The 25,405-nt window shown below is 54.8% G+C and carries 21 protein-coding genes and 4 pseudogenes; 19 read left to right on the top strand and 6 right to left on the bottom strand.

Features of this window, described 5'->3' with window-relative positions:
* The first annotated feature begins 9 nt into the window (after window positions 1-9).
* From ACIPOO_RS11265 to ACIPOO_RS11205, 13 genes and pseudogenes are all read left to right on the top strand, one after another.
* Window positions 10-609 carry a DcrB-related protein gene (locus ACIPOO_RS11265; RefSeq protein ID WP_400606772.1) on the top strand — a complete coding sequence of 200 codons (600 nt, stop codon included), beginning with the start codon at window positions 10-12 and terminating at the stop codon, window positions 607-609.
* The gene (locus ACIPOO_RS11260; RefSeq protein ID WP_400606769.1) at window positions 606-1,865 is read left to right on the top strand and encodes a PAAR domain-containing protein; all 1,260 of its coding nucleotides are present in this window, start codon (window positions 606-608) and stop codon (window positions 1,863-1,865) included. The genes ACIPOO_RS11265 and ACIPOO_RS11260 overlap by 4 nt, the downstream gene beginning before the upstream one ends.
* Window positions 1,865-2,218 (top strand): hypothetical protein, encoded by a 354-nt coding sequence (locus ACIPOO_RS11255; RefSeq protein ID WP_400606767.1) that lies wholly within the window; start codon window positions 1,865-1,867, stop codon window positions 2,216-2,218. Before ACIPOO_RS11260 ends, ACIPOO_RS11255 begins: the two co-directional genes overlap by 1 nt.
* A gap of 98 nt (window positions 2,219-2,316) precedes the next feature.
* A pseudogene (locus ACIPOO_RS11250) lies at window positions 2,317-4,701 on the top strand (RHS repeat-associated core domain-containing protein); the annotation flags it as partial.
* A 117-nt stretch (window positions 4,702-4,818) separates the two neighbouring features.
* Entirely contained in the window at window positions 4,819-5,121 is a 303-nt protein-coding gene (locus tag ACIPOO_RS11245; RefSeq protein WP_400607715.1) for an HNH/ENDO VII family nuclease, read from the top strand.
* Between the two features lie 4 nt (window positions 5,122-5,125).
* Window positions 5,126-5,560: a hypothetical protein gene (locus tag ACIPOO_RS11240; protein WP_400606764.1), complete on the top strand. Its 435-nt coding sequence runs from the start codon at window positions 5,126-5,128 to the stop codon at window positions 5,558-5,560.
* 42 nt (window positions 5,561-5,602) lie between these two features.
* Window positions 5,603-7,181: pseudogene (locus ACIPOO_RS11235) on the top strand (RHS repeat domain-containing protein); the annotation flags it as partial.
* A 16-nt stretch (window positions 7,182-7,197) separates the two neighbouring features.
* Window positions 7,198-7,743, top strand: a complete 546-nt coding sequence (locus tag ACIPOO_RS11230) for a DUF4303 domain-containing protein (RefSeq protein ID WP_400606762.1) — start codon at window positions 7,198-7,200, stop codon at window positions 7,741-7,743.
* Window positions 7,744-7,831: 88 nt separating this feature from the next.
* A pseudogene (gene tssI, locus ACIPOO_RS11225) lies at window positions 7,832-8,803 on the top strand (type VI secretion system tip protein TssI/VgrG); the annotation flags it as partial.
* Between the two features lie 21 nt (window positions 8,804-8,824).
* Window positions 8,825-9,415, top strand: a complete 591-nt coding sequence (locus ACIPOO_RS11220; RefSeq protein ID WP_400606759.1) for a DcrB-related protein — start codon at window positions 8,825-8,827, stop codon at window positions 9,413-9,415.
* Window positions 9,412-10,620: a PAAR domain-containing protein gene (locus tag ACIPOO_RS11215; RefSeq protein ID WP_400606757.1), complete on the top strand. Its 1,209-nt coding sequence runs from the start codon at window positions 9,412-9,414 to the stop codon at window positions 10,618-10,620. Before ACIPOO_RS11220 ends, ACIPOO_RS11215 begins: the two co-directional genes overlap by 4 nt.
* Before the next feature lie 15 nt (window positions 10,621-10,635).
* Window positions 10,636-11,343, top strand: a complete 708-nt coding sequence (locus ACIPOO_RS11210; protein ID WP_400606755.1) for a hypothetical protein — start codon at window positions 10,636-10,638, stop codon at window positions 11,341-11,343.
* Between the two features lie 114 nt (window positions 11,344-11,457).
* Window positions 11,458-12,228 (top strand): annotated as a pseudogene (locus ACIPOO_RS11205) (type IV secretion protein Rhs); the annotation flags it as partial.
* Between the two features lie 798 nt (window positions 12,229-13,026).
* Here ACIPOO_RS11205 and ACIPOO_RS11200 read toward each other — a convergent pair.
* On the bottom strand, window positions 13,027-13,968 hold the full coding sequence (locus ACIPOO_RS11200) for a LysR family transcriptional regulator (protein ID WP_400606753.1): 942 nt from the start codon (window positions 13,966-13,968) through the stop codon (window positions 13,027-13,029).
* 115 nt (window positions 13,969-14,083) lie between these two features.
* On the opposite strand from ACIPOO_RS11200, the gene ACIPOO_RS11195 reads away from it, so the two are divergent.
* Together ACIPOO_RS11195 and ACIPOO_RS11190 are read left to right on the top strand one after the other, a co-directional pair.
* Entirely contained in the window at window positions 14,084-15,001 is a 918-nt protein-coding gene (locus ACIPOO_RS11195; RefSeq protein WP_400606751.1) for a DMT family transporter, read from the top strand.
* Window positions 15,002-15,134: 133 nt separating this feature from the next.
* The gene (locus ACIPOO_RS11190) at window positions 15,135-15,698 is read left to right on the top strand and encodes a carboxymuconolactone decarboxylase family protein (RefSeq protein ID WP_400606749.1); all 564 of its coding nucleotides are present in this window, start codon (window positions 15,135-15,137) and stop codon (window positions 15,696-15,698) included.
* Window positions 15,699-15,766: 68 nt separating this feature from the next.
* On the opposite strand, the gene ACIPOO_RS11185 is transcribed toward ACIPOO_RS11190, so the two are convergent.
* A complete protein-coding gene (locus ACIPOO_RS11185; protein WP_400606747.1) occupies window positions 15,767-16,186 on the bottom strand; it encodes a DUF6632 domain-containing protein in 420 nt (139 codons plus the stop codon).
* Window positions 16,187-16,652: 466 nt separating this feature from the next.
* Between ACIPOO_RS11185 and ACIPOO_RS11180 the strand changes: the two genes are divergently transcribed.
* Together ACIPOO_RS11180 and ACIPOO_RS11175 are read left to right on the top strand one after the other, a co-directional pair.
* A complete protein-coding gene (locus tag ACIPOO_RS11180) occupies window positions 16,653-16,940 on the top strand; it encodes a hypothetical protein (protein ID WP_274131013.1) in 288 nt (95 codons plus the stop codon).
* A gap of 568 nt (window positions 16,941-17,508) precedes the next feature.
* Window positions 17,509-18,951 carry a zinc-ribbon domain-containing protein gene (locus ACIPOO_RS11175; protein WP_400606744.1) on the top strand — a complete coding sequence of 481 codons (1,443 nt, stop codon included), beginning with the start codon at window positions 17,509-17,511 and terminating at the stop codon, window positions 18,949-18,951.
* A 34-nt stretch (window positions 18,952-18,985) separates the two neighbouring features.
* Here ACIPOO_RS11175 and ACIPOO_RS11170 read toward each other — a convergent pair whose 3' ends face one another.
* Window positions 18,986-19,825, bottom strand: coding sequence for a cupin domain-containing protein (locus ACIPOO_RS11170; RefSeq protein ID WP_400606741.1), 840 nt, complete (start codon window positions 19,823-19,825; stop codon window positions 18,986-18,988).
* A gap of 124 nt (window positions 19,826-19,949) precedes the next feature.
* Here ACIPOO_RS11170 and ACIPOO_RS11165 point away from each other — a divergent pair, with 124 nt between their 5' ends.
* A complete protein-coding gene (locus tag ACIPOO_RS11165; protein WP_400606739.1) occupies window positions 19,950-20,465 on the top strand; it encodes a YkgB family protein in 516 nt (171 codons plus the stop codon).
* An 85-nt stretch (window positions 20,466-20,550) separates the two neighbouring features.
* A complete protein-coding gene (locus tag ACIPOO_RS11160) occupies window positions 20,551-20,682 on the top strand; it encodes a DUF2256 domain-containing protein (protein ID WP_400606736.1) in 132 nt (43 codons plus the stop codon).
* Here the strand turns inward: ACIPOO_RS11160 and ACIPOO_RS11155 are convergent.
* The 3 genes from ACIPOO_RS11155 to ACIPOO_RS11145 form a co-directional block, all read right to left on the bottom strand.
* The gene (locus ACIPOO_RS11155) at window positions 20,679-22,604 is read right to left on the bottom strand and encodes a CocE/NonD family hydrolase (RefSeq protein ID WP_400606733.1); all 1,926 of its coding nucleotides are present in this window, start codon (window positions 22,602-22,604) and stop codon (window positions 20,679-20,681) included. The two genes, ACIPOO_RS11160 and ACIPOO_RS11155, sit on opposite strands and share 4 nt — an antisense overlap.
* Before the next feature lie 35 nt (window positions 22,605-22,639).
* The gene (locus ACIPOO_RS11150) at window positions 22,640-24,091 is read right to left on the bottom strand and encodes a YfcC family protein (protein WP_400606731.1); all 1,452 of its coding nucleotides are present in this window, start codon (window positions 24,089-24,091) and stop codon (window positions 22,640-22,642) included.
* A gap of 270 nt (window positions 24,092-24,361) precedes the next feature.
* Window positions 24,362-25,267 carry a LysR family transcriptional regulator gene (locus tag ACIPOO_RS11145; protein ID WP_400606729.1) on the bottom strand — a complete coding sequence of 302 codons (906 nt, stop codon included), beginning with the start codon at window positions 25,265-25,267 and terminating at the stop codon, window positions 24,362-24,364.
* Between the last annotated feature and the right edge of the window lie 138 nt (window positions 25,268-25,405).

The following is a 25,405-nucleotide window of genomic DNA, read 5'->3' as shown; positions in this document are numbered from 1 at the left end:
AACGCCCCAATGCGGACAAGCATTTACGATCGTATTTCCGAGCAACGAATTCGCGAGGAACAGCGCCAGGAGGAGGAGCGTCTCGCACAGGAAGCGCTTGACGCACCACCTCCGCCGCCGGAAAGATTTCTGACCAACGAGCTGAGTTTCGTAAGACCTGAGGGCTTCAAAGACAAGACCTTTCATGTATTCACATTGACCGACATCGGACCAAGCCCTTTGTCTGTCGTGGTTGGCCGGTCAGTTGTTGAGCATAACGCTGATCTTGAAACCGTTGCCCAGCAGTTGCTCAAAGAACTAGGGAAATCCCTTTCCCATCTGCAATGGGTCGAACCCCTGTTTCCAACGCACATTGCGGGCGTTGAAGCACGACAGGCGGAGTTCAAATGGCGCCAGCAAGGTCAACCTGTACATCAGTTGCAGGTGATTTTTCTGCACCAGGACGAGCAGCAACAACCCTTGCTGATGCAGATCACCGCCACCAGTAACGGCACAAAAGGCATGACGCCCGAAGAGCGCTCCGCGTTCCTTTCCATTATCGACACCGTTGAACTGCGCAGGGCTGATGCACCGCCCGACACTACCGATGCAGAGGCTGTGTCGGTATGAGTGCGGCGGCCGCACGGGTCGATGATCCGATTGAACACTCCAGTGCACTGGGCGGGCTTCTGGCGGGGCTGGCGGTTGGTGCGGGCGCTGTGCTGATAGGTATTGCGATTGTCGGGACCGGAGGATTAGGCGCAGTGGCTCTCGCGGCAATGGTCGGTGCAGGAGCAGCCACCGGAGCCGGGATTGGACAGTTGATTGGCAGCCTGTCATTCGCATGTCATGACGCGGGAAAAATTTTGACGGGGTCACCCAACGTACACGTCAATGGCAAGGAAGCAGCCCGGGCTCATGTCGACACCGCCCATTGCGACCAGCACAGTTCAGCGCCGCAAATTCTTGCCCAGGGCAGCGACACCGTTCATATCAACGGGATGCCTGCTGCGCGCGTGGGGGACCGGACCGTATGTGACGGTAAAATCAGCGCCGGGTCTGCCAATGTTCATATTGGGGGCGGAACTGAAACTACGGATGACATTGATCCAGAGGTTCCTGTTGTGCTGGAACGCGCAATTATGGCGCTTGGCCTTGCCAGCGCTTTCGTATTGGCCAGCCCAGTCATCGTGATCGCGGGTCTCGCTGGGGGGATAGCAGGCGGCTTGGGCGGTAATTGGGCCGGCGGAAAGCTGTTTGGCGAAGGCTCCGACGGTCAAAAGCTCATGGCGTTTGGCGGAGCGCTGCTGGGCGGAGGATTAGGTGCCAAGGGCGGCAAGTGGTTTGATGCGCGGTATGAAATCAAGACGCAGGGGCTGGGGTCGAATTTTGGGAATGTAAAAATACAGCGTCGAACGGTACCTACCGATGAGTCGGTTAAGGTCCCTACCCATAAAGTTCCACACGCCCCCGTCACGAAGATGCAAAGAGCTAACCTGAAAGCGAAGCTAGATAACAGAACGTTGACAAAAGAGGAATATAAGCGCCTTGATTGGGATCGTAGATTTTCGAATAAGCGTGCAAAAGGAGTTTCAAGGTTTTGGGCCGATGAACGTGCCAAACTAAAGCTCGGCGAGCCGGGCACTCGAAATTGGTCCCCGGAGCAAAAGGCGGAGATCTTGTCGAATAAAACCCCAAAATATAATGGAGAGCCTATTCAAGGGCACCATAAGTACAATGCTTTGGATCATCCGCAACTTGCCAGCGATCCAAAAAATATCTATCCTGCTACTCGGACAGAGCATTTTGAGAGGTGGCATGGAGGTAATTGGAGAAATGATTCATTTGGTGAGCCGGTGAACCTTAAATACCCTGAGGAATTTTAATGTCAGTTATTGCGATCGTGCTTGATAAGAGTTCAATGACTGCTCAAGCAGTTATGAAGTTACACCGTGTGCTTGGAACGTCTGTGCAGTTGCTCAAGGCTGCTTGGTCAAAAGGCGAGCCGATCCTAGAGGTGGAAATTTTTGAAGGCGACTATCAGTCTCATGCTAAAGTAATTCGAGCGGTTCTGGGTGTTATAGATGAAGAAAAATTAAGTGCAGAATATTTTGAAATTCCTTATGGTGAGCAATACGCTGGAAATGCGAAGCTTGACGTTTGGAGGATTGATATGAGTCTTGTGAGCGGGATATTGGATTCGGCCGATGAAGAGATTGAACGGCAATTAAATAGTTAGTTTTTTATGAGTTATCGCAGGTGTTGTCAGTTTAGTGAGTCGCTTTGCTTATAGTAGGTGCTTTTTTGCGTTGTGCTCGGTGAGGGCAGTCGAAACTCCACTTCCGTTACGACTTCAAACAGCGCATGTCCTGGGCCACCGATGTGCTGGGGCGCGAGCTGGAAATTCATTACAACGAAGACCACCGCGTGATCGCCAGCCGCGATTATGGCGGCGAGCGCTACGCGATCGACATCGACGACAGCGGCAACATGATCGGCCTGACATTGCCGGATGGAAATCGCCTGCACCTCAAGTACGACGACTATTCACGCCTTGTTGAAGAAACCGACCCGCTGGGACGGAGCATCAAGTACAGCTATCACCACCTGACCACGCTGGTATCGTCGGTGTCCTACCCGGACAGCAGCATCTGGCTGGCGCGCTACGACGACAAGGGCAACCTCATCGCCGAAACCGACGCCCTCGGCCACAAGACCGAATACCTCAACAGCGACGACGGCCTGCCACACACCATCATCGACGCGACCCAGAAGTCCAAATACCTCTGGTGGAACGGTCTGGCCCAAGTCGAACGTTTTCAGGACTGTTCGGGCAAAAGCACCTTCTACCGCTACGACGACCGCGCTCACCTGATCGCGGTCACCGATGCGCTGAATCAAACGACCCGGCTCGAACGCAAACCCGATGGCGAAGTGCTGCGCATCGATCACCCGGACGGCACCGCCGAGTCCTTTACCTATAACGCCCTCGGCCAGATCCTGACGCACACCGACGGCAAAGGCCAGACGACGCGTCTGCTGCGTACCGCACGCGGTCTACCCAGCAGCCGACAGGACGCCAAAGGCCAGCGCATCCGTTACGAGTACGACAAGGCCATACGCCTCACCGCACTGGTCAACGAAAACAACGCTGCGTACCAGTTCGCCTACGACGCCAGCGACCGGCTGACCGAAGAAAAGCGCATCGACAACCTGACCCGCCGTTTCAGCTACAACCTTGGCGGGCATCTGACGCGTGTCAATGAAATCGGCTACGGCGAGCGGGCCGAACGTCCGCAACGCAGCACCGAATTTGAACGTGATGTGATTGGCCGATTGCAGGCCAAGGTCAATCAGGATGCCCGACAGGATTACACCTACGACGAAGCCGACCGCCTGCTGTCCATCGCACGTTTGCCTACATCAGTCGGTAAGAAACTCGGCGTCAGCGAAGAAACCCTGTCGTTCGAGTATGACCTCCTGGGCCGTCTGACGAAGGAAACTACGCCCCAAGGCGAACTGGCCTACGAATACGATCCGCTCAGCAACCTCACCACGCTGACCTTGCCGACAGGCCAACACCTCAATCACCTGTACTACGGCAGCGGCCATCTGCATCAACTCAACCTCGATGGCCTGCTCATCAGCGATATCGAACGCGACGACCTGCACCGAGAGGTCTACCGTAGCCAGGGCAAACTCACCAGTTGCTTCGGCTACGACGCAATGGGTCGCAAAGCTTGGCAATTCGCATCGACGCTGCCCGGTGAAAAGCTTTCGCAAATCCACAACCCCGGCGACAACAGCCTACTGATCGATCACGCCTACAACCCGATCCATCGTCGCTATGAATACGACCCCGCGGGTGAACTCACCCGCACCCTCGATAAACTGCGCGGCGAAATCAAATACGAATACGAAGCCAACGGCCAGCTGCACAGCCGTGACACTGGCCGGCTCGTCGACAGCGAGGAGTTTCGATATGACGCTGCCGCAAACCGACTGAACTTCAATACGAGCCAGTTCGATCAGGTCAAAGACAACCGCATCAAACGCTGGCGCGATCAGGAATTTGCCTACGATGCGTGGGGCAATCTGATTGAAAAGCGGGTGGGGATCACCAAGCTACAAAGCTTCAGTTACGACTGCGAAAACCGCCTCGTCAAAGCTGAAACGTTGGTTAACGGCAAGCTGCAAAGCACCGGCAGCTACCGCTATGACAGCCTCGGAAGAAGGATCGGCAAAACCTCCGAAATAAACGGCCAGACTGAGCACAAGCACTTCCTTTGGCAAGGCTTGCGAATGCTGCGCGAGGAAACACCGTGGCAGAGCAGCCTTTATGTGTACGAGCCGAGTAGCTATGCGCCGCTGGCAAGGATTGATCAGCAGGAAGGCGAAACCGAACAGAAGCTGTACTACTTCCACACCGACCAGATCGGCACGCCGCTGGAAATGACTGACGTTGATGGCAGCATCGTCTGGCAGGCGACGTACAAGGCGTGGGGGGAGGTGGAGGCGTTCGCCGTCAACGCGATCGAGCAGAACCTGAGGTTTCAGGGGCAGTACTTTGATGACGAGACGGGACTGCACTACAACACGTTTAGGTATTACGATCCGCAGGTCGGGCGGTTTATTACGCAGGATCCGATTGGGTTGTTGGGCGGATTCAATTTATACCGCTATGCCCCGAGCGCTATCAATTGGATTGACCCATTTGGTCTGACAGGCTTTTTTTCGCCATCCACATTTTTAGCGCCATCTGGTAGTGTTCATACGGTATATCAGCAGGCTATTGATTGGGATCTTCCCGTAAATACTCGAAGCGGTATCAAAACCAATTTGGATTTGGCATCAGAGGGGAGAAGTCCATTTGTAGTGAAAAATGGTAGCTATTCACAACTCAACCTTCATCATTCTAAACAGGATGGGCTAGGCTCCCTTTTTGAGCTCTCTGCTGATACACACCAAAATTTTGGGAAAACCAACGCTCTACACCCACACCTCCCAGGTCAACATCCCTATAATCCCGTTGATCGAGATTTGTTCAATGGTGACAGGGAGGCGTACTGGAAAGGGCGTGCCCAAACCGAGGTTAACAGACGAAACGCTGGACGTTCTGCCGGCGCTATCAATTGCGGGTGAGATTATGATCTCTACAAAAGTGGTCGATTACTGTAAGCAGCAAGGTTGGTGGTTTGATGATGCAAGCGCTGACTATGAAATGGAATTAAAAAGGATTGGCATAGATCCGCTCAGCGATTTTGGTCAGTTCTATCTTCACGCTGAAGATGGGCCGACGTTTATGAGTCAAGGGAAAGAGATATATCAGATTTGCTGGTTTTCTAAAAATACTAATTTTGATCTGGCACTTAAGAGGACGCATGAAACTCTAGGATTGCCAGATAACTATATTCCACTGGATAGTTTTGAAGGAGAGAGCGGCTTTTTTTATGATAAAAATAGCGGCCATGTAGTAGAGTTGTCGCTAGGCAGCGCGATTACTAACTTCCTCAATGGTCGACTAAGCCCGCAGTGGAGAAATTTTAACGATTTTTTAGAATTCTATTTTAAAGTTCCATAGTTGCTAGTGCCCGCCGATTTCATCATCGACGATTTTCCATAAAATTTCGGCGGGCATCTGACGCGTGTTGACGAAACCGGCTACGGCGAACGGACCGAACGTCCACAACGCAGCCGGTGAGAAACTCGGCGTCAGCGAAGAAACCATCACGTTCGAGTACGACCTCCTGGGCCGCCTGATCAAAGAAACCACCCCCCAAGGCGCGCTGGACTACGAATACGATCCGCTCAGCAACCTGACCACGCTGACATTGCCGACAGGCCAACACCTCAATCACCTGTACTACGGCAGCGGCCATCTGCATCAACTCAACCTCGATGGCCTGCTCATCAGCGATATCGAACGCGACGACCTGCACCGAGAGGTCTACCGTAGCCAGGGCAAACTCACCAGTTGCTTCGGCTACGACGCAATGGGTCGCAAAGCTTGGCAATTCGCATCGACGCTGCCCGGTGAAAAGCTTTCGCAAATCCACAACCCCGGCGACAACAGCCTACTGATCGATCACGCCTACAACCCGATCCATCGTCGCTATGAATACGACCCCGCGGGTGAACTCACCCGCACCCTCGATAAACTGCGCGGCGAAATCAAATACGAATACGAAGCCAACGGCCAGCTGCACAGCCGTGACACTGGCCGGCTCGTCGACAGCGAGGAGTTTCGATATGACGCTGCCGCAAACCGACTGAACTTCAATACGAGCCAGTTCGATCAGGTCAAAGACAACCGCATCAAACGCTGGCGCGATCAGGAATACAGCTACGATGCCTGGGGCAATCTGATTGAAAAGCGGGTAGGGCTGAGCAAGCTGCAGACCTTCAGCTATGACTGTGAAAACCGCCTCGTCAAAGCTGAAACGTTGGTTAACGGCAAGCTTCACAGCACCGGCAGCTACCGCTACGACAGCCTTGGCCGACGCATCGGCAAGACGTCCGACATAGACGGCCGGACCGAACACAAGCATTTCCTGTGGCAAGGCTTGCGGATGCTGCGCGAAGAAACGCCATGGCAGAGCAGCCTTTATGTCTACGAGCCGAGTAGCTATACGCTATTGGCGAGAGTCGATCAGCAAGAGGGTGAGACTGAACAGAAGCTCTACTACTTCCACACCGACCAGATCGGCACGCCGCTGGAGATGACGGACGTTGACGGACGCATCGTTACGCAGGATCCGATTGGGTTGAAGGGGGGCACGAATCTTTACCAGCATGTCGATAACCCGATTTTATGGTTGGACCCTGGGGGCTTACGCGCCGATAAGGACTGGGGCGCTTACTATTCAAGGAAAACAGGAACCACGCCTCCAAGCACAATGGTGAGACCCCACGCTCACTACATCGTTTTCAAAGGGGAGTTTGCAAAATCACCTATGATGAAAAAGGCTTTAGGACGAAGCCGGATAGTGTTGGATCGTTACAAGATAGACCCACTGCACGATCCTGCTGCAATGATGTGGGCTGAAAATCAGGGACATACTATTGCTAATGCTAAGCTCGTTGCTTCAAAGCTAGAAGCGGCAGATAAATCAATCATGGCGAGGGACCTGCCATTCGAAAAAGCAGTATCAGCTATGAAAGCAGAGTTGCAAAAAATTGGTGCTGAAGTTTTTGGAAATTGACTTGGCGAGGATGTGTATGAATTGGTCTGAATTGCAAGAGTGTATTTATAATTCTACAAAGAACGCTTTCATAGAGTTATGTGAAGGGCATTCCGAGGAAGAGTTCTACGCATTCGTGCTTTATACTGATAGCAGTGTGATGAGTATTAGTCCGTCGGCTAACTCTATTGAAGCGTTAGATGAGAAAATTGAGCAAGAGCTCGACGATGAAGATAGAACTCCTGCAAATGAGGCTTACTATAAATGGGCTTTTTCTGAATGGGCTTATGAAACAGTGGGCGGAGAATTTTTCAGAGGGATCAATAAGAGTTTAAGAGAAAGTGCTGAAAGGTCGGATTTTGAAGAATTCAAGAGAAAGGTTTTAGACGCTATGATTGGTGCGTTAGATTTGCTAGTCAAAGAACGTTTTTTTGACAGTATTAGTAAGGCTGCTGAAGGTGCAGTTGTGTTCGCCTCTATGGCTGATGATGATGCATCGGAAAGTATAGAGAACGAATCGGCAAAAGTTATCAATTCTACATCAACATATGACAAGTTTCTTGTTAGGTATGATGTGAATTAAGTGAGTGACTGAAGTTGATGTCCAATGTGGTTCGGGCTAGCGAAGCTGTACAGCACCGGCACTTACAGATACGACAGCCTCGGACCCGCGCATGGAAGCGCGGGAACTGCGCGGCAAGAAATTCGAAGGCGCCAGTAACTGCCGAGCGATGAAACCCGGCTACACCTTCGAGCTGCTGCAGCACTACGACCACGATCAGGGCTCGGCCGAAGACCGGCAGTTTTTGCTGATGGGCGTCGAAAGCGAAGGCCACAACAACTACCTCAATGGCCATCAGGCGAGCTACTACAACACCTTCACCTGCGTGCGCAAAAAGATCCCTTTCCGCCCGCAACTGTCCACGCCGCGCCCGACGATCCCCGGCCCGCAGACTGCCATCATCGTCGGCCCACCGGGCGAAGAAATCTTCACCGACGAACTGGGCCGCGTGAAAATCCAGTTCCACTGGGACCGCAAGGGCCAGCACAACGACCACAGCTCCTGCTGGGTGCGCGTCGCGCAATCCGGTGCCAGCGGCGGCTTCGGCAGCATCCAGATCCCACGCGTCGGCGACGAAGTCGTCGTGGTCTTCCTGGACGGCAACCCCGACCGCCCGCTGATCATGGGCAGCCTGTACAACAGCCAGAACACCCCGCCCTGGTCACTGCCGGCGAACAAGACCCAGAGTGGTTTTTTGACCCGGTCGATGAAGGGCAAAGGGGCCAACGCGAACTTCTTTCGCTTTGAAGGCAAGGCTGGCGCCGAGCAAATCATCATGCATGCCGAGCGCAATCTCGACACCGAGATCGAGGCCGATGAAACCCATGACGTCGGTGGCAATCGCACGATCAAGGTCAAGGGACTGCACTCCGAAACCATCAAGCTCGATACCAGCATTGCGGTGGAGGACGGTTCGTACTACGTCACCGTCGACAAGGGCGAAGTGAAGATCAAGGCAGCCACTTCCATCACCCTTGAAGTAGGGTCAAGCAAATTGGTCATGAATTCAGACGGCACCATCACGTTGTCCGGGATCGAGGTCAATGTGGATGGCTCAACGATGATCAATCTGAACAAATAAGCGAAGGACAAAGGACGGCCCATGCGCACCAGTATCTACGACCGCATTTCGGAGAACCGCATTCGCGAGGAGCAGCGCCTGGAAGCCGAAAGGCTTGAGCAGGAGCGTCTCGCAGCATCGATTCCCAAACCCCACGAGCGATTTCAGACCAACGAGCTGAGCTTCGTTCGACCCCAGGGTTTCAAAGACAAGACCTTTCATGTGTTCACGCTGACGGATATTGGGCCAAGTCCGCTGTCGGTGGTGATTGGGCGAACGCCCATTGATGGGGCGATGGACCTGGAAACCATGGCTCAGCAGTTGCTCGCCGACCTGAAAAAAGCACTGTCACATCTCGAATGGATCGAGCCTTTGAGCCCGGCAGAAGTCGCCGGAACAGAAGCGCGCCGCGTCGAGTTCAAGTGGCGCCAGCAGGGCCAGCTGGTGCACCAGTTGCAACTGATGTTCCTGCATCAGGACGAGCATCAGCAGCCGTTACTGATGCAAATCACCGGCACCAGCAACGATCCGAAAGGCATGACGGCCCAGGAACGCGCTGCGTTTTACTCAGTGGTGAACACGCTGGAATTGCGAGTGCCGCCTGTTGATGACGCGCAGGAAACGCCTGCATGAGCCAAGCAGCGCGGGTCGATGATCCTATTGAACACACGGGATCGTTAACCGGGTTGCTGGCAGGGTTGGCCATTGGCGCGATAGGCGCGGCACTGATCGTGGGCACCGGCGGGCTTGCCGCCGTTGCCATCGTGGGTGCATCGGCCGCGGCGGGCGCGGGCGTCGGTCAGCTTATTGGCAGCCTTTCCTTTTGCAGCCATGGAACTGGGCAAATTCTCAGCGGCTCTGGCAACGTTCATACCAACGGCAAACCGGCAGCGAGGGCGCACGTCGACACTGCCAAATGCGATGAGCACGGCCCTGCGCCGAAGATCATCGCGCAGGGCAGCAAGACGGTTTACATCAACAATATGCCCGCCGCACGGGTGGGCGATCGCACGGTTTGTGACGGAAAAATCAGTGCGGGCTCCAGCAACGTTACGATTGGAGGTCCCACGGAAACGACAGACGCCATTGATCCGGAAGTGCCGGAGTGGCTGGAGCGGGCTGTACTGGTTGTTGGCCTGGCGAGCGCTTTTGTGCTGGCGAGCCCGGTGGTGGTCATTGCCGGGCTGGTGGGTGGTATTGCAGGAGGTCTGGGCGGCAACTGGGCAGGCGGCAAGTTGTTTGGCGAAGGCTCGGACGGTCAGAAGCTGATGGCGTTTGGCGGTTCGTTGCTGGGCGGAGGGCTGGGGACCAAGGGCGGGAAGTGGTTTGATGCGCGGTATGAGATCAAGACGCAGGGGTTGGGGTCGAATTTTGGGAATGTGAAGATTACCAAGCGGGCCACTATTCCACCTGCCAGTCCTAAAGGGGTCTCCCCGGAGGTCTACCAAAAATTGAGGGCGAGGACTCCAAGCAAAGAAATACAGGCTATGGTTAATGAAAAAGTAGTGCTTCCAATGAAGGATCCGGCGCTTCCTGGGTTGGAAATTACTAAGCCGTTACATGCTGATCATATAGTCCCCATGAAGCAAATTACAGAGATGGATGGTTTCAACAAGTTGAGCTTTGACAAACAGCTTGAGGTTTTGAATTATAAACCTAATTTCTCACCTCTTAGTGAGACTGCAAATACTTCAAGAGGCGCTAAGACATTCGAGCAATGGACGCGTTACAAAAAAGGCGGGATTGATGTTGATTCGGAGTTCAGAAGTAGTATGATAGAGCGTTCAGGTAAGCTGGAAACCGAGCTTCAAGATAAAATCTATAGCCTATTGCCTTGATTGGAAGATCTTTTGATGATTGTAAATGACGTTGTAGAAGCAGTTAGAGCAGAGTTTCTAGATAGGAAAATATACTTCACTCCAGATGATGTTCCGGCGAACGTTGCAGTTCCTACAGGATGGCAAAATTTCGGTGTTTATTCGGGAGGCGCTCCTGGATTTCCCGCTGCTTGGCAATCGTTTTCAGAAGAACTTCCTTGGGTCTTGTCGTTGCTTAACATCGGCTTGATAGGTACCGCGATCTTAGATGGAGACAGTTTAGAATTGTTGTATGTTTTTCATGATGCTAATGGTTTGTATTATTACGTCGGCGGCCTTCCGTTGAATGAGTGTAAAGGTCAAACTGGAAGCACCCTTCCATTTAAAGGAAAGCTTTCAGATTTTTATCACAAAGTTCATAATGGATTTACTTTCTATCCTGCTCAATCCATGGGGCCACAAAAAATAGAGCATTTGACCTGTGTGGCTGATTTGATTGATGAGGAGGATACTGTGTTTGCGTCAAGATGGATGACAGTACTTTCTAATGGCGGTGGGGATTACTTGGCAGTAGATTTGGTTAGCTCGCAAGGCAAGGGTGTTATTTGGTGGCACGAACAGCCTCTCGAACCCGAGCTGGATGTTGATGTATTTGATGTTATGGACACGTGGATGTCTATTTTTCTTGAGGATACGCAGCCGCGAGATAATATTTTTCCTTCCGGCTTCGGCCTTGGCGCGTAATGACTTCGTCAAGGGATTTTTGATGAGGCAGTTTTCACGTCCTGCCAAACAGAAGCGTATTGATCACTTTGGCAATATTGGTGAGTCGTTATCTTGGAGGTGCTCGCGGGCGGCGACGCCAAAGGCCAGCGCATTCGCTACGAGTACGACAAGGCCATTCGCCTCATCGCTCTGGTCAACGAAAACAATGCTGCGTACCAGTTCGCGTACGATGCCAGCGACCGGCTGACCGAAGAAAAACGCATCGACAACCTGACCCGCCGTTTCAGCTACAACCTTGGCGGGCATCTGACGCGTGTCGATGAAATCGGCTACGGCGAGCGGGCCGAACGTCCACAACGCACCACTGAGTTTGAACGCGACCCGATTGGCCATCTGCATCAACTCAACCTCGATGGCCTGCTCGTCAGCGATATCGAACGCGACGACCTGCACCGAGAGGTCTACCGTAGCCAGGGCAAACTCACCAGTTGCTTCGGCTACGACGCCATGGGTCGCAAAGCATGGCAATTCGCATCGACGCTGCCCGGTGAAAAGCTCTCGTAAATCCACAACCCCGGCGACAACAGCCTGCTGGTCGATCACGCCTACAACCCGATCCATCGTCGCTATGAATACGATCCGGCGGGCGAACTCACCCGCACCCTCGACAAACTGCGCGGCGAGATCAAATACAAATACGAAGCCAACGGCCAGTTGCACAGCCGTGACACCGGTCGCCTCGTTGACAGCGAGGAGTTTCGATATGACGCTGCCGCAAACCGACTTAACTTCAATACGAGCCAGTTCGACCAGGTCAAAGACAACCGCATTAAGCGCTGGCGCGACCAGGAATATGCCTACGATGCCTGGGGCAACCTGATCGAGAAGCGAGTAGGGCTGAACTAGCTGCGAGCCTTCAGCTACGACTGCTAAAACCGGTTGGTCACAGCTGAATTCGTCACGTCTTAGGTTGACCACAACAGCTTGAATCTTTATCCAACGGCTGCGCCAATGGATTTACCTAAATAGCTTCCAAAGCACTGTGGCACTAGCGATGGTAATGGTGGACTGCGTGTGGATGATGACGCTCCCATTCTCGACGGCGTTCAGCTTCTTTGCGGGCTTGTTCCCTTCGCCAATGGGCTCGGCGCATCTCTTCCTTGCGCGAGTACCATCGACCGTCGTGCCAGTAACGGTCGCTCTGGGCCAGCATTGGCTCGGATGTCGAGGTTTCCGAGCTGATCAGGTTAGGCCACGGGTTTTCTACGGGATGGGATAGGGTTGGGGCAGCTGTCTGATCAGCCGGCGTTGCTGCAGCGGAGTGCTGAATCGGCATGGCGGATACGTTGCTCACCACCGTGAACGAGAAGAGTCCAGCTAGCAGCAGTTGGGGGAGGTGGGGTTTCATTCAGGATGCAACCTCAGGTTAACAAAGAGAAGGCATGAATAACGGTTGAGGGAGCCTATTGGCTTGGGCAAAGACCAGCTACCTTGATCAAATAGACCTGAGACAAACGAGAAGTTCGGGTGGGGCTCCGTCTAAATGACCATATAAAACAATTATTTACATGTCCTTTACATCTACCTGACAGAGTCGCTGCCTGACAATGGCAACGTTTCTGCTTCCATCGCATGGCGACCGGGGCAGAGCATGCCGTCGGCGTTGAAACGCCGTTTCCGTGTTAGCCGTTAGAAGACAAGCTACCGCTCGGCCCCTGAAGGGTATAACTGTTCACCGACACGAGCGATCAGATAGTCAATGAGTACGCGCACCTTCGCAGGCAGAAAGCGCGTCGGGTGGTAGAGCAACCAGATCTCACCATGATACTTGCCCGGATCCAGCTCCCACTCAGGCAACACGTGAGTAACTCTCCCACTCTGCAGGGCGTCTCTGGCGATGAAATCTGGAAGATTTGCGATACCCAGATCCTGCTCCGCCGCACTCAATCGCGCGCCGGCGTGATTTGCGATGTAGCGACCTTTGACATGGACAGACTGAGTTCGATCTCCCTGTCGGAGCCTCCAATGATTGTCATCGGGCGTTTCCCCCAGATACACGCACTGATGCTGCGCCAGGTCCGACGGAACTGTCGGGAGGCCATGGCGCTGCAAATACCCGGGTGATGCGCAAAGTAGCCAGCGAACCCTTCCCAGCGGACGTCCAGCCAGCCCTTGTGGCGGGCGATTGGTGAGACGAATCACAAGATCCACATCATCCGCCAGAGGGTCGGCGTCAAGGTCGTTGTAAACCAGCTGTACATCAATCTGCGGGTAGAGGCCCAGAAATGCCGGCACAAGCGGGTGCAATACTGTCCGCGCAAACTGCGTAGGCGCGCTCAGCCTGACCCGGCCTCTGGGCGAGGAGGCGAGCTCTCCCGCGACGTTTACTGCACTGTTGGCGGCTTCAAGCATGCGGCTGCAGTGGCGATAAACCTCCATCCCGGCCTCGGTCGGACGAAGCCGCCGCGTTGTACGCTCCAGCAGTTGTGCGCCCAAGGACTGTTCCAGACGCTTGATCTGCCGGCTCACAGAGGAGGGCAGACTACCGAGCTGGCGGGCCGCCTCCGAGAAATTACCCGCATCGATGACACGCACCAGAAGCGCCATGTCGGCCAGAGATTCATGTAGCTGGGCAGGGGTCATGATCAGTTCACTAGTGTGATTTGTGCAACCGCAGCATAACTCATGTGTCGCGCAGATGCGTTGTCTTGCCCTAAGTGCGGCTCAATACTGCCCGCCTAGACAAAGGGGCGTACCAATGATCAACCGCAGTAAAACGTTATTCATCAGCGACCTCATGCTTTTGGCCGTAGCCGTGGTGTGGGGCACAAGCTATGGCGTAGTGAAGTCCGCTCTGGTGTTTTACCCAGTGCTGGGATTGTTAGCCCTGAGATTCGGAATCACCTTCATCATCCTGAGCCCAGCGCTACGGCAACTGGCTGGATTATCACTGCAGGGATTTCTGGGACTGCTGAGCACGGGGTTTCTGCTGCTGGCGATTTTTCTGAGCGAGACATTCGGACTGCTTTACACCTCCGCCACAAACGCGGCATTTCTCATCAGCCTTTGCGTAATGCTCACGCCCCTGGTCGAGTGGTTCTGGCTGAAAAGAAGGCCGACCCAACTAGAGTGGCTGGCGGTAGGCATATCCGTAATCGGTGCGGTACTCATGACCCAGCACGGTCATTTCCAAATCAACGCCGGTGATGCGCTGATCTTGCTGGCTGCGTTGGGTAGGGCAGTGCAGGTTTGCCTGATCAAGCGCGTCGTCCAAAGCAGCCAGATTCCAGCATTGTCCGTGACTGCACTGCAGTCTGGAGTCGTTGCATTGGGCTGCATATTGCTGACGTTTCTCACCATGCCTGCGCCACTGGAAAGCCTCGCCCAGATCTCCGACCCCACGGCTTTCTGGGGCTACATCGGCTACCTGGTCATGGCATGCACGCTGTTTGCTTTTTTTGCCCAGAATTACGCGATAAAGCGAAGCAACCCCACGAGAGTCTCTTTGCTGATGGGTAGCGAACCCATATTCGGCGGGATATTTGCCATGCTCTGGCTCAGTGAGCCGATCACCTTACAAAGCTGGATAGGGGGAGTTTTGATTTTTGCATCGTGCATTCTTGCCAGTAACAATTGGTCGTTCTTGCGGTTGAAGGCAGCGGCTCCTGGTGCTTGACAGGCTGTCTGCGGTGAATCGAGATAGCGAGGCTGCAGCCCAATGTCCATTTTGTATGCAGGTTCGATTGGCCGACTGCGCCAGGCCTGGGTTCGAGCGTGACGTAGCGACTCAAATCTGCAAGGAGTAAACGATGGATATTCAATCACGTCTTTCAGCACTGCAGCCGAACGAGATGAGCGAAGACCAGCAGCGCGTATTGGCCGACATTCTGAAAGGGCCTCGCGGTAATCTGGATGGCCCGTTCCTGGCCTGGATCCACAGCCCGGAGTTGGCCGACCACGCGCAGCGTTTAGGAGCGTTCTGTCGATACGGCACTGCGTTAGAGCTCCGGCTGACTGAACTCGCCATTCTCACAACGGCTGCCTGGTGGCGCTCCCAGGCCGAGTGGCAGATTCATGAGCCCATCGCCCGAGACGCTGGAATCTCCGACGCTGTGATCGAGTCTCTCAGGCAGCAGCAGACACCGGTCTTCAGCAGTGCTGACGAACAGTGCGTGTATGAGATCGGTCAGTCGCTTTATCAAACCCGGCGGGTTGATGCTGCACTGTATGAGCAAGGTGTCGCGCTTTTTGGAGAGTCAGCGATGGTCGAACTTGTCGGGGTGTACGGGTATTACGCGTTGGTGGCGATGACCTTGAATGTCTTTGACGTCCGACGTGATTCCGATTCCCCTCTGCCTTTTGATGAGGAATGACTGCTCATTCGACAGGATGAGCAGCAACGAACGAAGCGGGTTCGATGCCATCACATCCATCCAGCTTGCTATTCGCCATTTCGACCGATTGCCCGGTGATGAGGTACCCCGGGCTCCGGAGGATGACGAGGCGTCAAGATGGCCAAGGCCACCGTCACAATGAAGAGTGCCGGCACGTCACCTACCAAGTGTCCCATCTGCGCCGGCTGGGTGAGCGCCTGGACGGCCATGACTCCACTGTGTATGGCGCTAGACCAGACGGTGAACCAGATCAGACTCAGATTGGCGAGTGGATCACGTGCGGCCAAAATCAAGAACACGCCAAGTGTGGCGTAGATGCCAACGATCATCATCGGGTAGTCCGAGTGACCGTTATGCCAGGCCCAGCCGGAAGGCCAAAACAACATGAGTGGGTAGAGGGCAAGGCACGCGAGGCCGGCCAGAATTAGAACGACTCGCAGATACTTGAGGCTATCGAGAGCGGTCATGGCATGGTGCTCGATGTGGGGCACGGGCACACCTCATGAGCGGCTGGGTACTTAGCAGTGTAGAAGCCGTTTTCAAACGGCGTGACATTTACGTTGCGAGTGGCCGGACGAAAGCGGTTGGGATGCAGCAGCAATATGGCAGATTCGACGTGACAACCGTGAAAACCATGAGGCTGGTGACGCGAAGTGCGAACGCGTCTAATACGCTATTTAACATAATATACATTATACGTAATTGCGTATCCGTTTCCCGAGGCTGGGTGTCTCGCTTTGAAAGGCTCCAAAACCCCCAATCCTGTCAGCACTCAGTTCATCCCATTCACCACACCCACATACTGACCAATCCCATCCCAACGCTCTCCATCATCGCCATGCCAATCACGACGCTTGTCTCTCACCACCCAGACCCACTTACAATCCGCACCCACCAGATCACCAGCTTCACTTTCCAACTCAAGGACGAACAATGAAACACGCGGCGCTCATTCTCCTGGCTTGCATTCATTCCAGCACATGGGCTGCAGATCCCGTGACGCTGCCTATGGTCATCCAGATGCAACGGCTCGCCAATGCATCGATGTGCGAATCCTACAAAGGCGACACCTCGGCGCTTGGCAAGGCCATGAATCAGAACTGTAAGAACAGGCAGCGAGCCGAGTTCGAGGCGTTGCAGGATGAGAAGCCGTTGAGGGATTGCATCAAGCCTGGGAATGTAATCGACGACGATGTCCGCAAATGCATGAAAGGCATTTGATCTACGTTTAGAGCAACTCATGGTCAGATTGACGCTAATCGGCGAAAAGGCTCGGTTTAGAGCCCTGGAGCGTGGAAAGACGCATTTGCAATATCCGATAACTGTCAGACCCGGATATTGCACGTTGTGGCAGTTCTCGCCCTAGCTTCCTTCCACGGTTCTTCTCTTTGGCCGCCATGACTCGGTCGATGTTCGCCATGAGTTAACTGGACACACAGCCTGTATCTCGGGCCAGCATTAACGGTACATCGTTCGGAGGCATTACCCAAAATGCGATTGGTGGCAATCAAGCAGTCGGCATTTTTTTGCGCAGTCACCGCTATCTAATCGACGCACACCGATTTCACCATAGCCCCACTAGGACGCTGCGGCGATTGCGCTCGCCTCCATCGTACCTTCGCCAGAAGTTGAAATTGGCAGCCATCCCCCTGCTCCCTATGCAGACTTCCTATCAAAGATCGTTATACAATTATTCAAGAACTCCGGGGGGATGATTCTCCTTAGGCATCTGAAGATGCTTTACTGCCCTCTGCATGAGTGCAATTTTTAAAAGCTCAAGGAATAGAACGTGGCAGCGATAAAACAGAGTTTTCTGGATGCTTATCCCAGATTGAGCAAGCGTCTTGACCCTACCGTGGACCCTAGTGCTGTGGCGCGGAATTCTCATGAGCGACTCAGATTTGAGTGTATGGGGGTAAGTTGCGGAAATTTTGTAGAAAGGATTATTTATAATCTTGCGCGCACTGGTGATGCATCTTTGATTTATTGCGATAAAGAATCCTGCCAGAAAGAGCGCAGAGAGAAACTTCCGCCGCGGACGGGCAAGAATTTTCAGTCTCTTCTAGAATACAGGCCACAGCTTGCTGATCAGTTGTATGATGCCCGTCTGGCCGCAACCACGTCCCGTAAGTCTAAGGCACAGCTTGTGTTTCGCTGCAGGAGTTGTAATAAGCCTAACATTGTCTGCAGTCCGCTATCGATTAAGGATGATGAATACGCTCTCTTCTGCGAAGAGACAGTCTGCAGAGCCGCCTACAAAACCAACAAGAAAACCGTCTCGTCAGGTCGACAATCTTACGCGAAGCTAGCTGGTCCTGGTAAAAGCTTAAAAGATAAATATCCCAATCTGGCGGCCAAGCAACATGCCACCTGCATGGTAGATTTGGCTACCGTTAAGCCAAAATCGAATCGCTATGGCATATTCAGCTGTGATGGATGTAGCGGCCCCGTCCGTCGCCAATTGCAAAGCGCTACAAAAGATAGCGAGCTCTATTGCGCTGACCACGAATGCGTCACACTTCGTAAAGCACATTCAATGCGGAAAAACTGGGCGACTCGAATCGCTAAACGAGGCAACCTCGCTGAGGTAAACCCTAACATTGCGAACCAGTGGCAGGTTTGCCCTAAGTATCCGAGCTTGCGACCGGCAGACGTCCCTCCCAACTCGCGCTTGCAGGTTCTGTGGCAGTGCCCTCTGCATCCAGATCACTCTTGGAAGCGTTCTATTGATGCTCGCATGACAAATCCAGGATGTCCTCTATGTAATAGCAACATTAGCCGTATGCAGCTAAGGTTCGCTAGCGAGATCGAGGGTTTGCTGGGTGTTGTGGTTAAGCATTCAAAAAAGTACGACATTGATGGAGCGAAAATCGAGATAGATATATCGTTTGAAAAGAATAACAAAAAGATTGCCATCGAAGTTGATGGGTTTCGTTGGCATGAGACAAAGCTTGAGGCCGACAAAATAAAAGATACAAAACTTCAGGCTGCGGGCTGGTTGGTTATACGCTTCAGGGATGACCGTTTGCAAGCACTGTCGACATCAGACAAAGTGGTTCAGGTTAGTGGCAATGGATTTTATGAAAAGCAATGGAGGATTTCGATTGCCGAGGTTGCTACCTTCATTGCTGCGAAAACAGGCACTGAAGTCAGCATCAATCTGAATGAATATAACAAGTACTTATTTAATGATAAGTACATCGAGCTCTGTGAAAAATATCGTGTTCCATAAAAGCCTGACCGTTACGATTGGTCACGGTCGTAGTTCAGTCAGGTGGTGAATCCGCATCCACCGACTTCATCCAGTCCCGAGGATTCAACCCCGTCCTGCGCCGAAAGGCCCTCGCCAGGGCCGACGGACTTTCATAACCCACCTGGTCAGAAATCAGGGCCATTGAACGCCCTTCCCTCAACAGCTTCTGCGCAAGGCTTATCCGCCATGCCAGCAGGTATTCAGCCGGAGTCTGCCCTACCACCGCTTTGAAATGCGCTGCGTAACTGGCTCGCGACATGTTGGATGTCGCGGCCAGTTCGGCAATTGACCAAGGGTGCTGCGCCTGTTCGTGGATTGCCATGAGCGAGCGCGCCAAACGAGGGTCCGCTAGGCCCGCCATCATTCCGGATTTGAGCTGTTGCTGCTCGAGTAGATGGCGCAGCAGTTGAATGACGACCAACTCGAACAGGCGGTCCAGCGCCGCATGACGGCCATGATGATCGGCCTCAGCTTCGGCAAACAGCCATTTGAGGGTGTCGGCGAGCATCGGCAATTCGGCGAGTGGCAGCACGATCAGGTCCGGCAACGACGCCGCCAGAGGGTTGCTCGCCCCGCCTGCGAATTCCAGGGAGGCGCATCGAAGATGTGCCCCGCCCTCCTCGTCGCCGATCAGATGATGACGGCTGGGCCTGGGCACGAAGATCAGGCTGGGCTGGGTCAGGCGCTGAACCGGTTTGCCCGAGATGGCCAGCCCGAGTTCTCCCTGTTGCAGCAGGTGCAGATAGCCTCTCTGTACAGCGCCATATAGGGGGCTCACTCCGCACAGCTCGCCGCTGTAGTACATGTTGGCGCGCACGCCGAACAACGACAGTAAAGTGGACAGGCGATCCATGGTGTTCACCTACTCTGGACGATCTGCAGCATAGTATCGACTATCTGCGTCCAATGCGATGAAGTTCCAGCGCATGATCTCGCCATACACAGCGCACAACGCGCTGCACCTTTGGAGAGACATCATGACTACCTTCACAACTGGCAATAACACTGGTTCCGTCAGCCTGCTCAAGAAGGGTTTGGGCGATAAGGTAACCAGACTTGGAATCGGCGCCCTCTACTTTGCGATGACGGTGATTTACCTGTGGTTCGGCGGGATGAAATTCTCAGGTTACGAAGCGAACGGGATTCACGGTTTTGTCAGCAACAGCCCGTTGCTGTCCTGGATGTACAGCTTCATGAGCATTCAGGGCTTTTCCAACTTCCTGGGTGTACTGGAAATCTCCGTGGGTGTGCTGATCGCTGGCCGGCTGATCTCGCCCAAACTTTCCCTTCTGGGCGGAATTCTGTCAGCCGGGCTGTTCTTCACCACGCTGTCGTTCATGCTGACAACGCCGGGCGTGTTCGAGCCATCTCTTGGCTTCCCGGCCATCTCGGTAGTGCCAGGGCAGTTCCTGCTCAAAGACCTCGGGCTGCTGGCGGCTTCCATTTTTGTTGCGGGTACCTCGCTGACGGCGCTGGAAAAACAGGTGCAGTGAGTCTGGCTACTGCGCAAGCATCAAAATCAAAGGGCCTCCCGTATCATGGGAAGGCCCTTTTTTGGTATTACGCTGGAGCGCCCAGTTGAAGAAAAACGAGTTGCCTACAAAGATCTGCGTCACCTGCGGCCTGCCGTTTACCTGGCGCAAGAAATGGGCACGCTGCTGGAACGAAGTGAAGTACTGCTCCGAGCGTTGCCGGCGTAACAGGCCCTAGGGCTGGACAAGTCGCATTGCTCCGATTGCCAGGCACCCTGGCGCTCCATCGAGTACTGTCCGCGGCCATCCCTTAACCGCTTGTCTTCCCGCATCGGGCGCCGTGGGCAGAACGCTCAGAATCAGACGAGACGGCATCATCGCACTCACATGTACCGTGTTTCGTGCAACTTTATGTCCCACCGCCGAACCCTCGGGCTCGCCCGTATTGGGGTTGATGTCAAAACGCGGAAAGTTGCTGCTGGCAATGTCCAGCCGAATGCGGTGCCCGGCTTTGAACACGTTGCAGGTCGCGAAAGGCTTGATCGTGATCCTGAACGGTTGTCCAGGCGTCAACAGCGTCGGCTCGCTCCATGACTCTCGGTAGCGACAGCGAAAGATCCCGTCCGTGATGTTCATGGCATAACCGTCTGGGTAATCGGCACATGGCGGATAGACGTCCACGAGTTTGGCGGTAAAGTCGGTATCAAGACTATCGCTCTGGACCCACAACTCGATGCGGACATCGCCGGCGACGATCACGTCCTCGTTCAATGGCTGCGTTTCAAAACTCAATACATCGGCACGCTCGATCAGCGGCCTGTTGTTCCTGAGCGTTGCGAAGAAGTCCGCCGACTCGCGCTGGTCAAATGCACCGCCAGCAAAAACCGGAGCACCTGAGGTCAGAGCGCCGCCTATCGTTGGCACGGGGTTCTGCGGGTCGAAGCAATAGCTTAATTGCTGATCGGTATCAATCGGCTTCGACCGTTCAAGGTCACCGCTTTGAGTGAGATACAACGAGTGCTCGACACTGCCGGGCAGCGGCCATTGATTGGCACAAACCCACTGCCCGCCATGCTCGATGCGTCCGTCGGCATTGCGCTTCCCGCTTCCTCCACCCATCAGGAACACCTGCACCTGCTGAGACTGAACAGACGCCGCCTCGCGCGTTGACAAATGCTGCTCGAACCACTGCAGCCGGCATTCCAGCCAGGTTGGTGCAACGTGTCCGTCGAAACTGGCTTGAGGACCAAACTCTGCGTTGCCGCTGAACGTGATGTTCCTATCGCCGTGCAGCCATGGCCCCATGACAAGCCTTTGCGGCGCCGACCGTGCGCGGGTGAATGCTGCGTAGTTGCTCAGGGTTGAGCTGACGTAGGCGTCATACCAACTCGACATGAACATCACCGGGATATCCGGAATCATGTCGTAATAGCCTTCGGCGTAAAGGCCCAACTGCTGCCAGTAATCATCGAAGGTTCCGTGGCTCCATTGCGAAAACAGATAGTCTTCGTACTCAGGCGAATGGCGCAGCGGCGAATGACCAGGGCGCCAAGGCATGCGAGCAAACCAGGAACGTATGTCCTCTTGCTGCAATGCCTCGTAGATCAATGGGTCTGCCTTGGCCGCCGGGCTCTCTTTGGCCTGTTTGAACGCCCAAGTTGCCTGCTTGAGTTCAAACGCACCGCCCTGGCGGATCCCGCACTGGTAGGCGTTGGCGAAACCACCCGAGTCCAGCACCATGGTCGTGAGCCCCGGTGGATTCAGGCAGGCCATTGCCAGTTGGGTGTGCGCCGCATAGGAAAGCCCCATGCTGCCCACTCGACCATTGCACCAGGGCTGCTCCACCAACCAGGCGAGCGTGTCGAAACCGTCCTGGGCTTCGTGGGTGTACTTCACGAACACACCTTCGGAGGCGTAGCGCCCTCGACAGTCCTGGAACACCGCAATCAAGCCACGCTGGGTGAACGCCAACGCCATTTCTTCCCGGGAAAGATGATGGCCATCGAGCTGCTTTTCCGAACGTGAGGGGCTGGACTTGTCATAGGGCGTGCGTTCGATGACGACAGGCAGCGCAGTTGTCATCCCGTCTGGCAGATAGACATCGGTTGCGAGGCAGATACCGTCGCGCATCGGCACTTTCAGATTACGGAGTGTTTGCATGGATACGAACTCATCGAACAGTCATCAAGAACGGCTCAGTAGCCGCTGAACACGGCGTAGCTCAGAAGGCCGAGGGCAATTGCAGCGAACACCACAAAGAGCGGCCAAATGAAACGTGCCCATTGCCCCCAACCCACCTGCGCGGTGGCAAGGAGTACCAGCAGACCGCTGGAAGTAGGTGTGATCAAATTGGTCAGGCCATTGCCGAGAAGAAAGGCAAACACTGTGGTTTGCCCGGTGACACCGGATAACTGGCCCAGCGGCCCGAAGATCGGCATCGTCACTGCGGCCTGCCCCGAAGTCGACGGGATCACAACGTCCAGGCTCAGTTGAGCGAAGAACATCCCGAAGGCCGAAACCAGCGGCCCATGGTGTCCGATCATCTCGCTGAGCCCCTCGACGATGGTATCCAGCACCTGGCCGGTGCTCAGGATGATTTCTACAGCGGTGGCCAGGCCGATCAGCACACCTGCCATCAGCACCTTTTTCATCCCGTCGACAAATGCCGTGGCGGCATCGCTCGCCCCCAGGCCAGCCACGGCGGCAAACAGCATGCTCAGGGCCAGGTAATAGGAAGAAAGCTCGGGGTACTTCCAGTGCCAACGGTTGGAGGCGTACACCAGAAACCCGATACCGATGGCCATTATCAGCAGATTGACGACGTGTCGGGCGGGAAGCGGCGCATGCTTGAATGCGAATTCAGCGCAAGTGTCGAAGCCCAGCCGGCGAATGCTCAGCAAGACAAACGCAATGCCCACCAGCAGAAAGATCACGTACGCTGCCACCCGCATGCTCAGCCCGCTGAACATCGGAACGCCTGCCAATGGTTGCGCGACTGCGAGGGCGACCGGGTTTGAGATCGAGCCCAGATACCCCACCTTGACCGAGATGGCGACTATGGCCAGGCCAATGATATTGGGCAGCCCCAGCCGGGTGGTCATCGCGACCATCAGCGGCACTACCAGGATGTATTCCTTGGCCAATCCCATGAATGTGCTGCCCGCTGAGAATGCCAGCATCAGGCAAGGTATCAGCACATAGACATTGCCCCGGGTCATCCCCAGCAAGCGCTCGAGCCCGGCTTCGATAACCCCGGCTTTGTTGAGCACGCCGAACATGCCGCCGATAAACAGCACCATGAAGATCAAACCCGCGCGTTTCTCGATGCCTTGGGGAATCGCCATGAAGGCTTCGGTTATGGAAACCGCCCGAGCACTTTCGCCACTGACGGCCCTGGGCGCGGTCGCAATGAGTTGCATCCACGAGTCGTCTTTCTCCAGTACATGGTAAGACCCTGGAACCACTGCGATGCCCTTACGCTGGAACTCCCCGGAGTCCACCACGTAGGTGAGGATCAGTGCCAGGAAAACGATCGCGAGCAGGATCAGGGACGGGTTGACCTGTCTGTTCGGCGAGCCCTTGTCATCATCTCTCGCCGGTGAGCACACACTCGGGGCAGAGGTCGTCGTTTTGGTGATATCAGTCATCTTGTTGAACCCGGATAAATGCGCGACGCGTGCAGGTGGGGGCAGGAATGCAAAGTGCACTGGCGAGCATCGGATCAGACAAGAGCACAGGAACGGATGCGTTTGATCGCTGGGTGAAGAGCGATGAAAAAGTGGGCATGACGGCGCGCTCATAGTTGTTTTTGTGATGCCCCTGACGGGGTATGGGCAGGACACTAAAACAATCGATCAGCGCCCACAACGCTATGAGCAATCCGGGTCAGGCTATGCAAATCCTGGGATTCTGCGCCCTCAAACGATGTGAGAGGCGCCCAGGATCAAACGCTCTTTGAGGTGTTCGGCGAACGCGCTCACAGCCTTGGAGCGCGGCAGATCGCTGCGGAAAATCAGCCCGAACCGATAGGGCAACGCGGGCGTCAACGGCCGGGTGACGATAGGCAGCCCGGAAAAATCATTGGCCAGCAGCGCATTGATGATGGAGACCCCTACCCCCTGAGCCACGAAAGCGCAGGCTGCGCTGACCGAGTGCACTTCCACCCGAACCTGCGGCGTGATGTGCGCGCTGCGAAAACGCTGATCCAGCTCGGTACGCAAGTTGCGTTGGCGTCCCAGGAGCACCAGCGGTACATCGCGCAGATCCTCGATTCGAAGCTCATCCCTGGCAGCCAGGGGGTGGCCGGATGGCAAAACGCACACGCCGTTGGTGTCCAGCACCGGCTCGATATCAAAACCCTCGAGTTCGGTGGGCAGCCTGACAAAGGCGAAGTCGGCCGTACGATCCAGCACTGCGCGTTCCAGGCTGTCATAGGAGCCGGTCAGCAGCTCGATCACAACGTCTTCGCGATCCTTCAAAAACTCCGCGACGATTTTGGGGAGCAAGTGCTGCGTCATGCTGGTGGGCACCGCGACTTTGAGCAAGGTGCGCCTGGAGCGACCCATCCGCAGCTCATCGGCCAGACGCTGCACGCGCTGCAGGTTGTCCACCAGCCCGGCGACCTCGGCCAGGAACTCCTCCGCTTCAGGCGTGGCCGTCAGCCGCCCTTTGCGGCGCAGGAACAACGCAAATCCCAGTGATTCCTCCAGTTGTCCAAGCAAGCGACTGACAGCCGATTGCGACAGGCCGAGTCGAGTCGCGGCACCGATCGTCGACCCGGTTGCCATGATCGCCTTGAAGGTTTCGAGCTGTTTCAGATTCACCGGAGAACTCCCAGGACCATGCGTTTTTTAAACAGCGCCAGCGCGTTTCGCATAGCCCAATGCGATTCACTCATAACGTTGCGCGGTGATTTATGGCCGATTAGTGTCCGGCACCAAGCGCTCGCAAGTCCAGAGGCG

Source organism: Pseudomonas sp. NPDC090201 (genome assembly GCF_044746825.1).
GTDB classification, from domain to species: Bacteria; Pseudomonadota; Gammaproteobacteria; order Pseudomonadales; family Pseudomonadaceae; genus Aquipseudomonas; species Aquipseudomonas putida_AD.
This window is presented reverse-complemented; position numbering and strand designations above follow the sequence as displayed.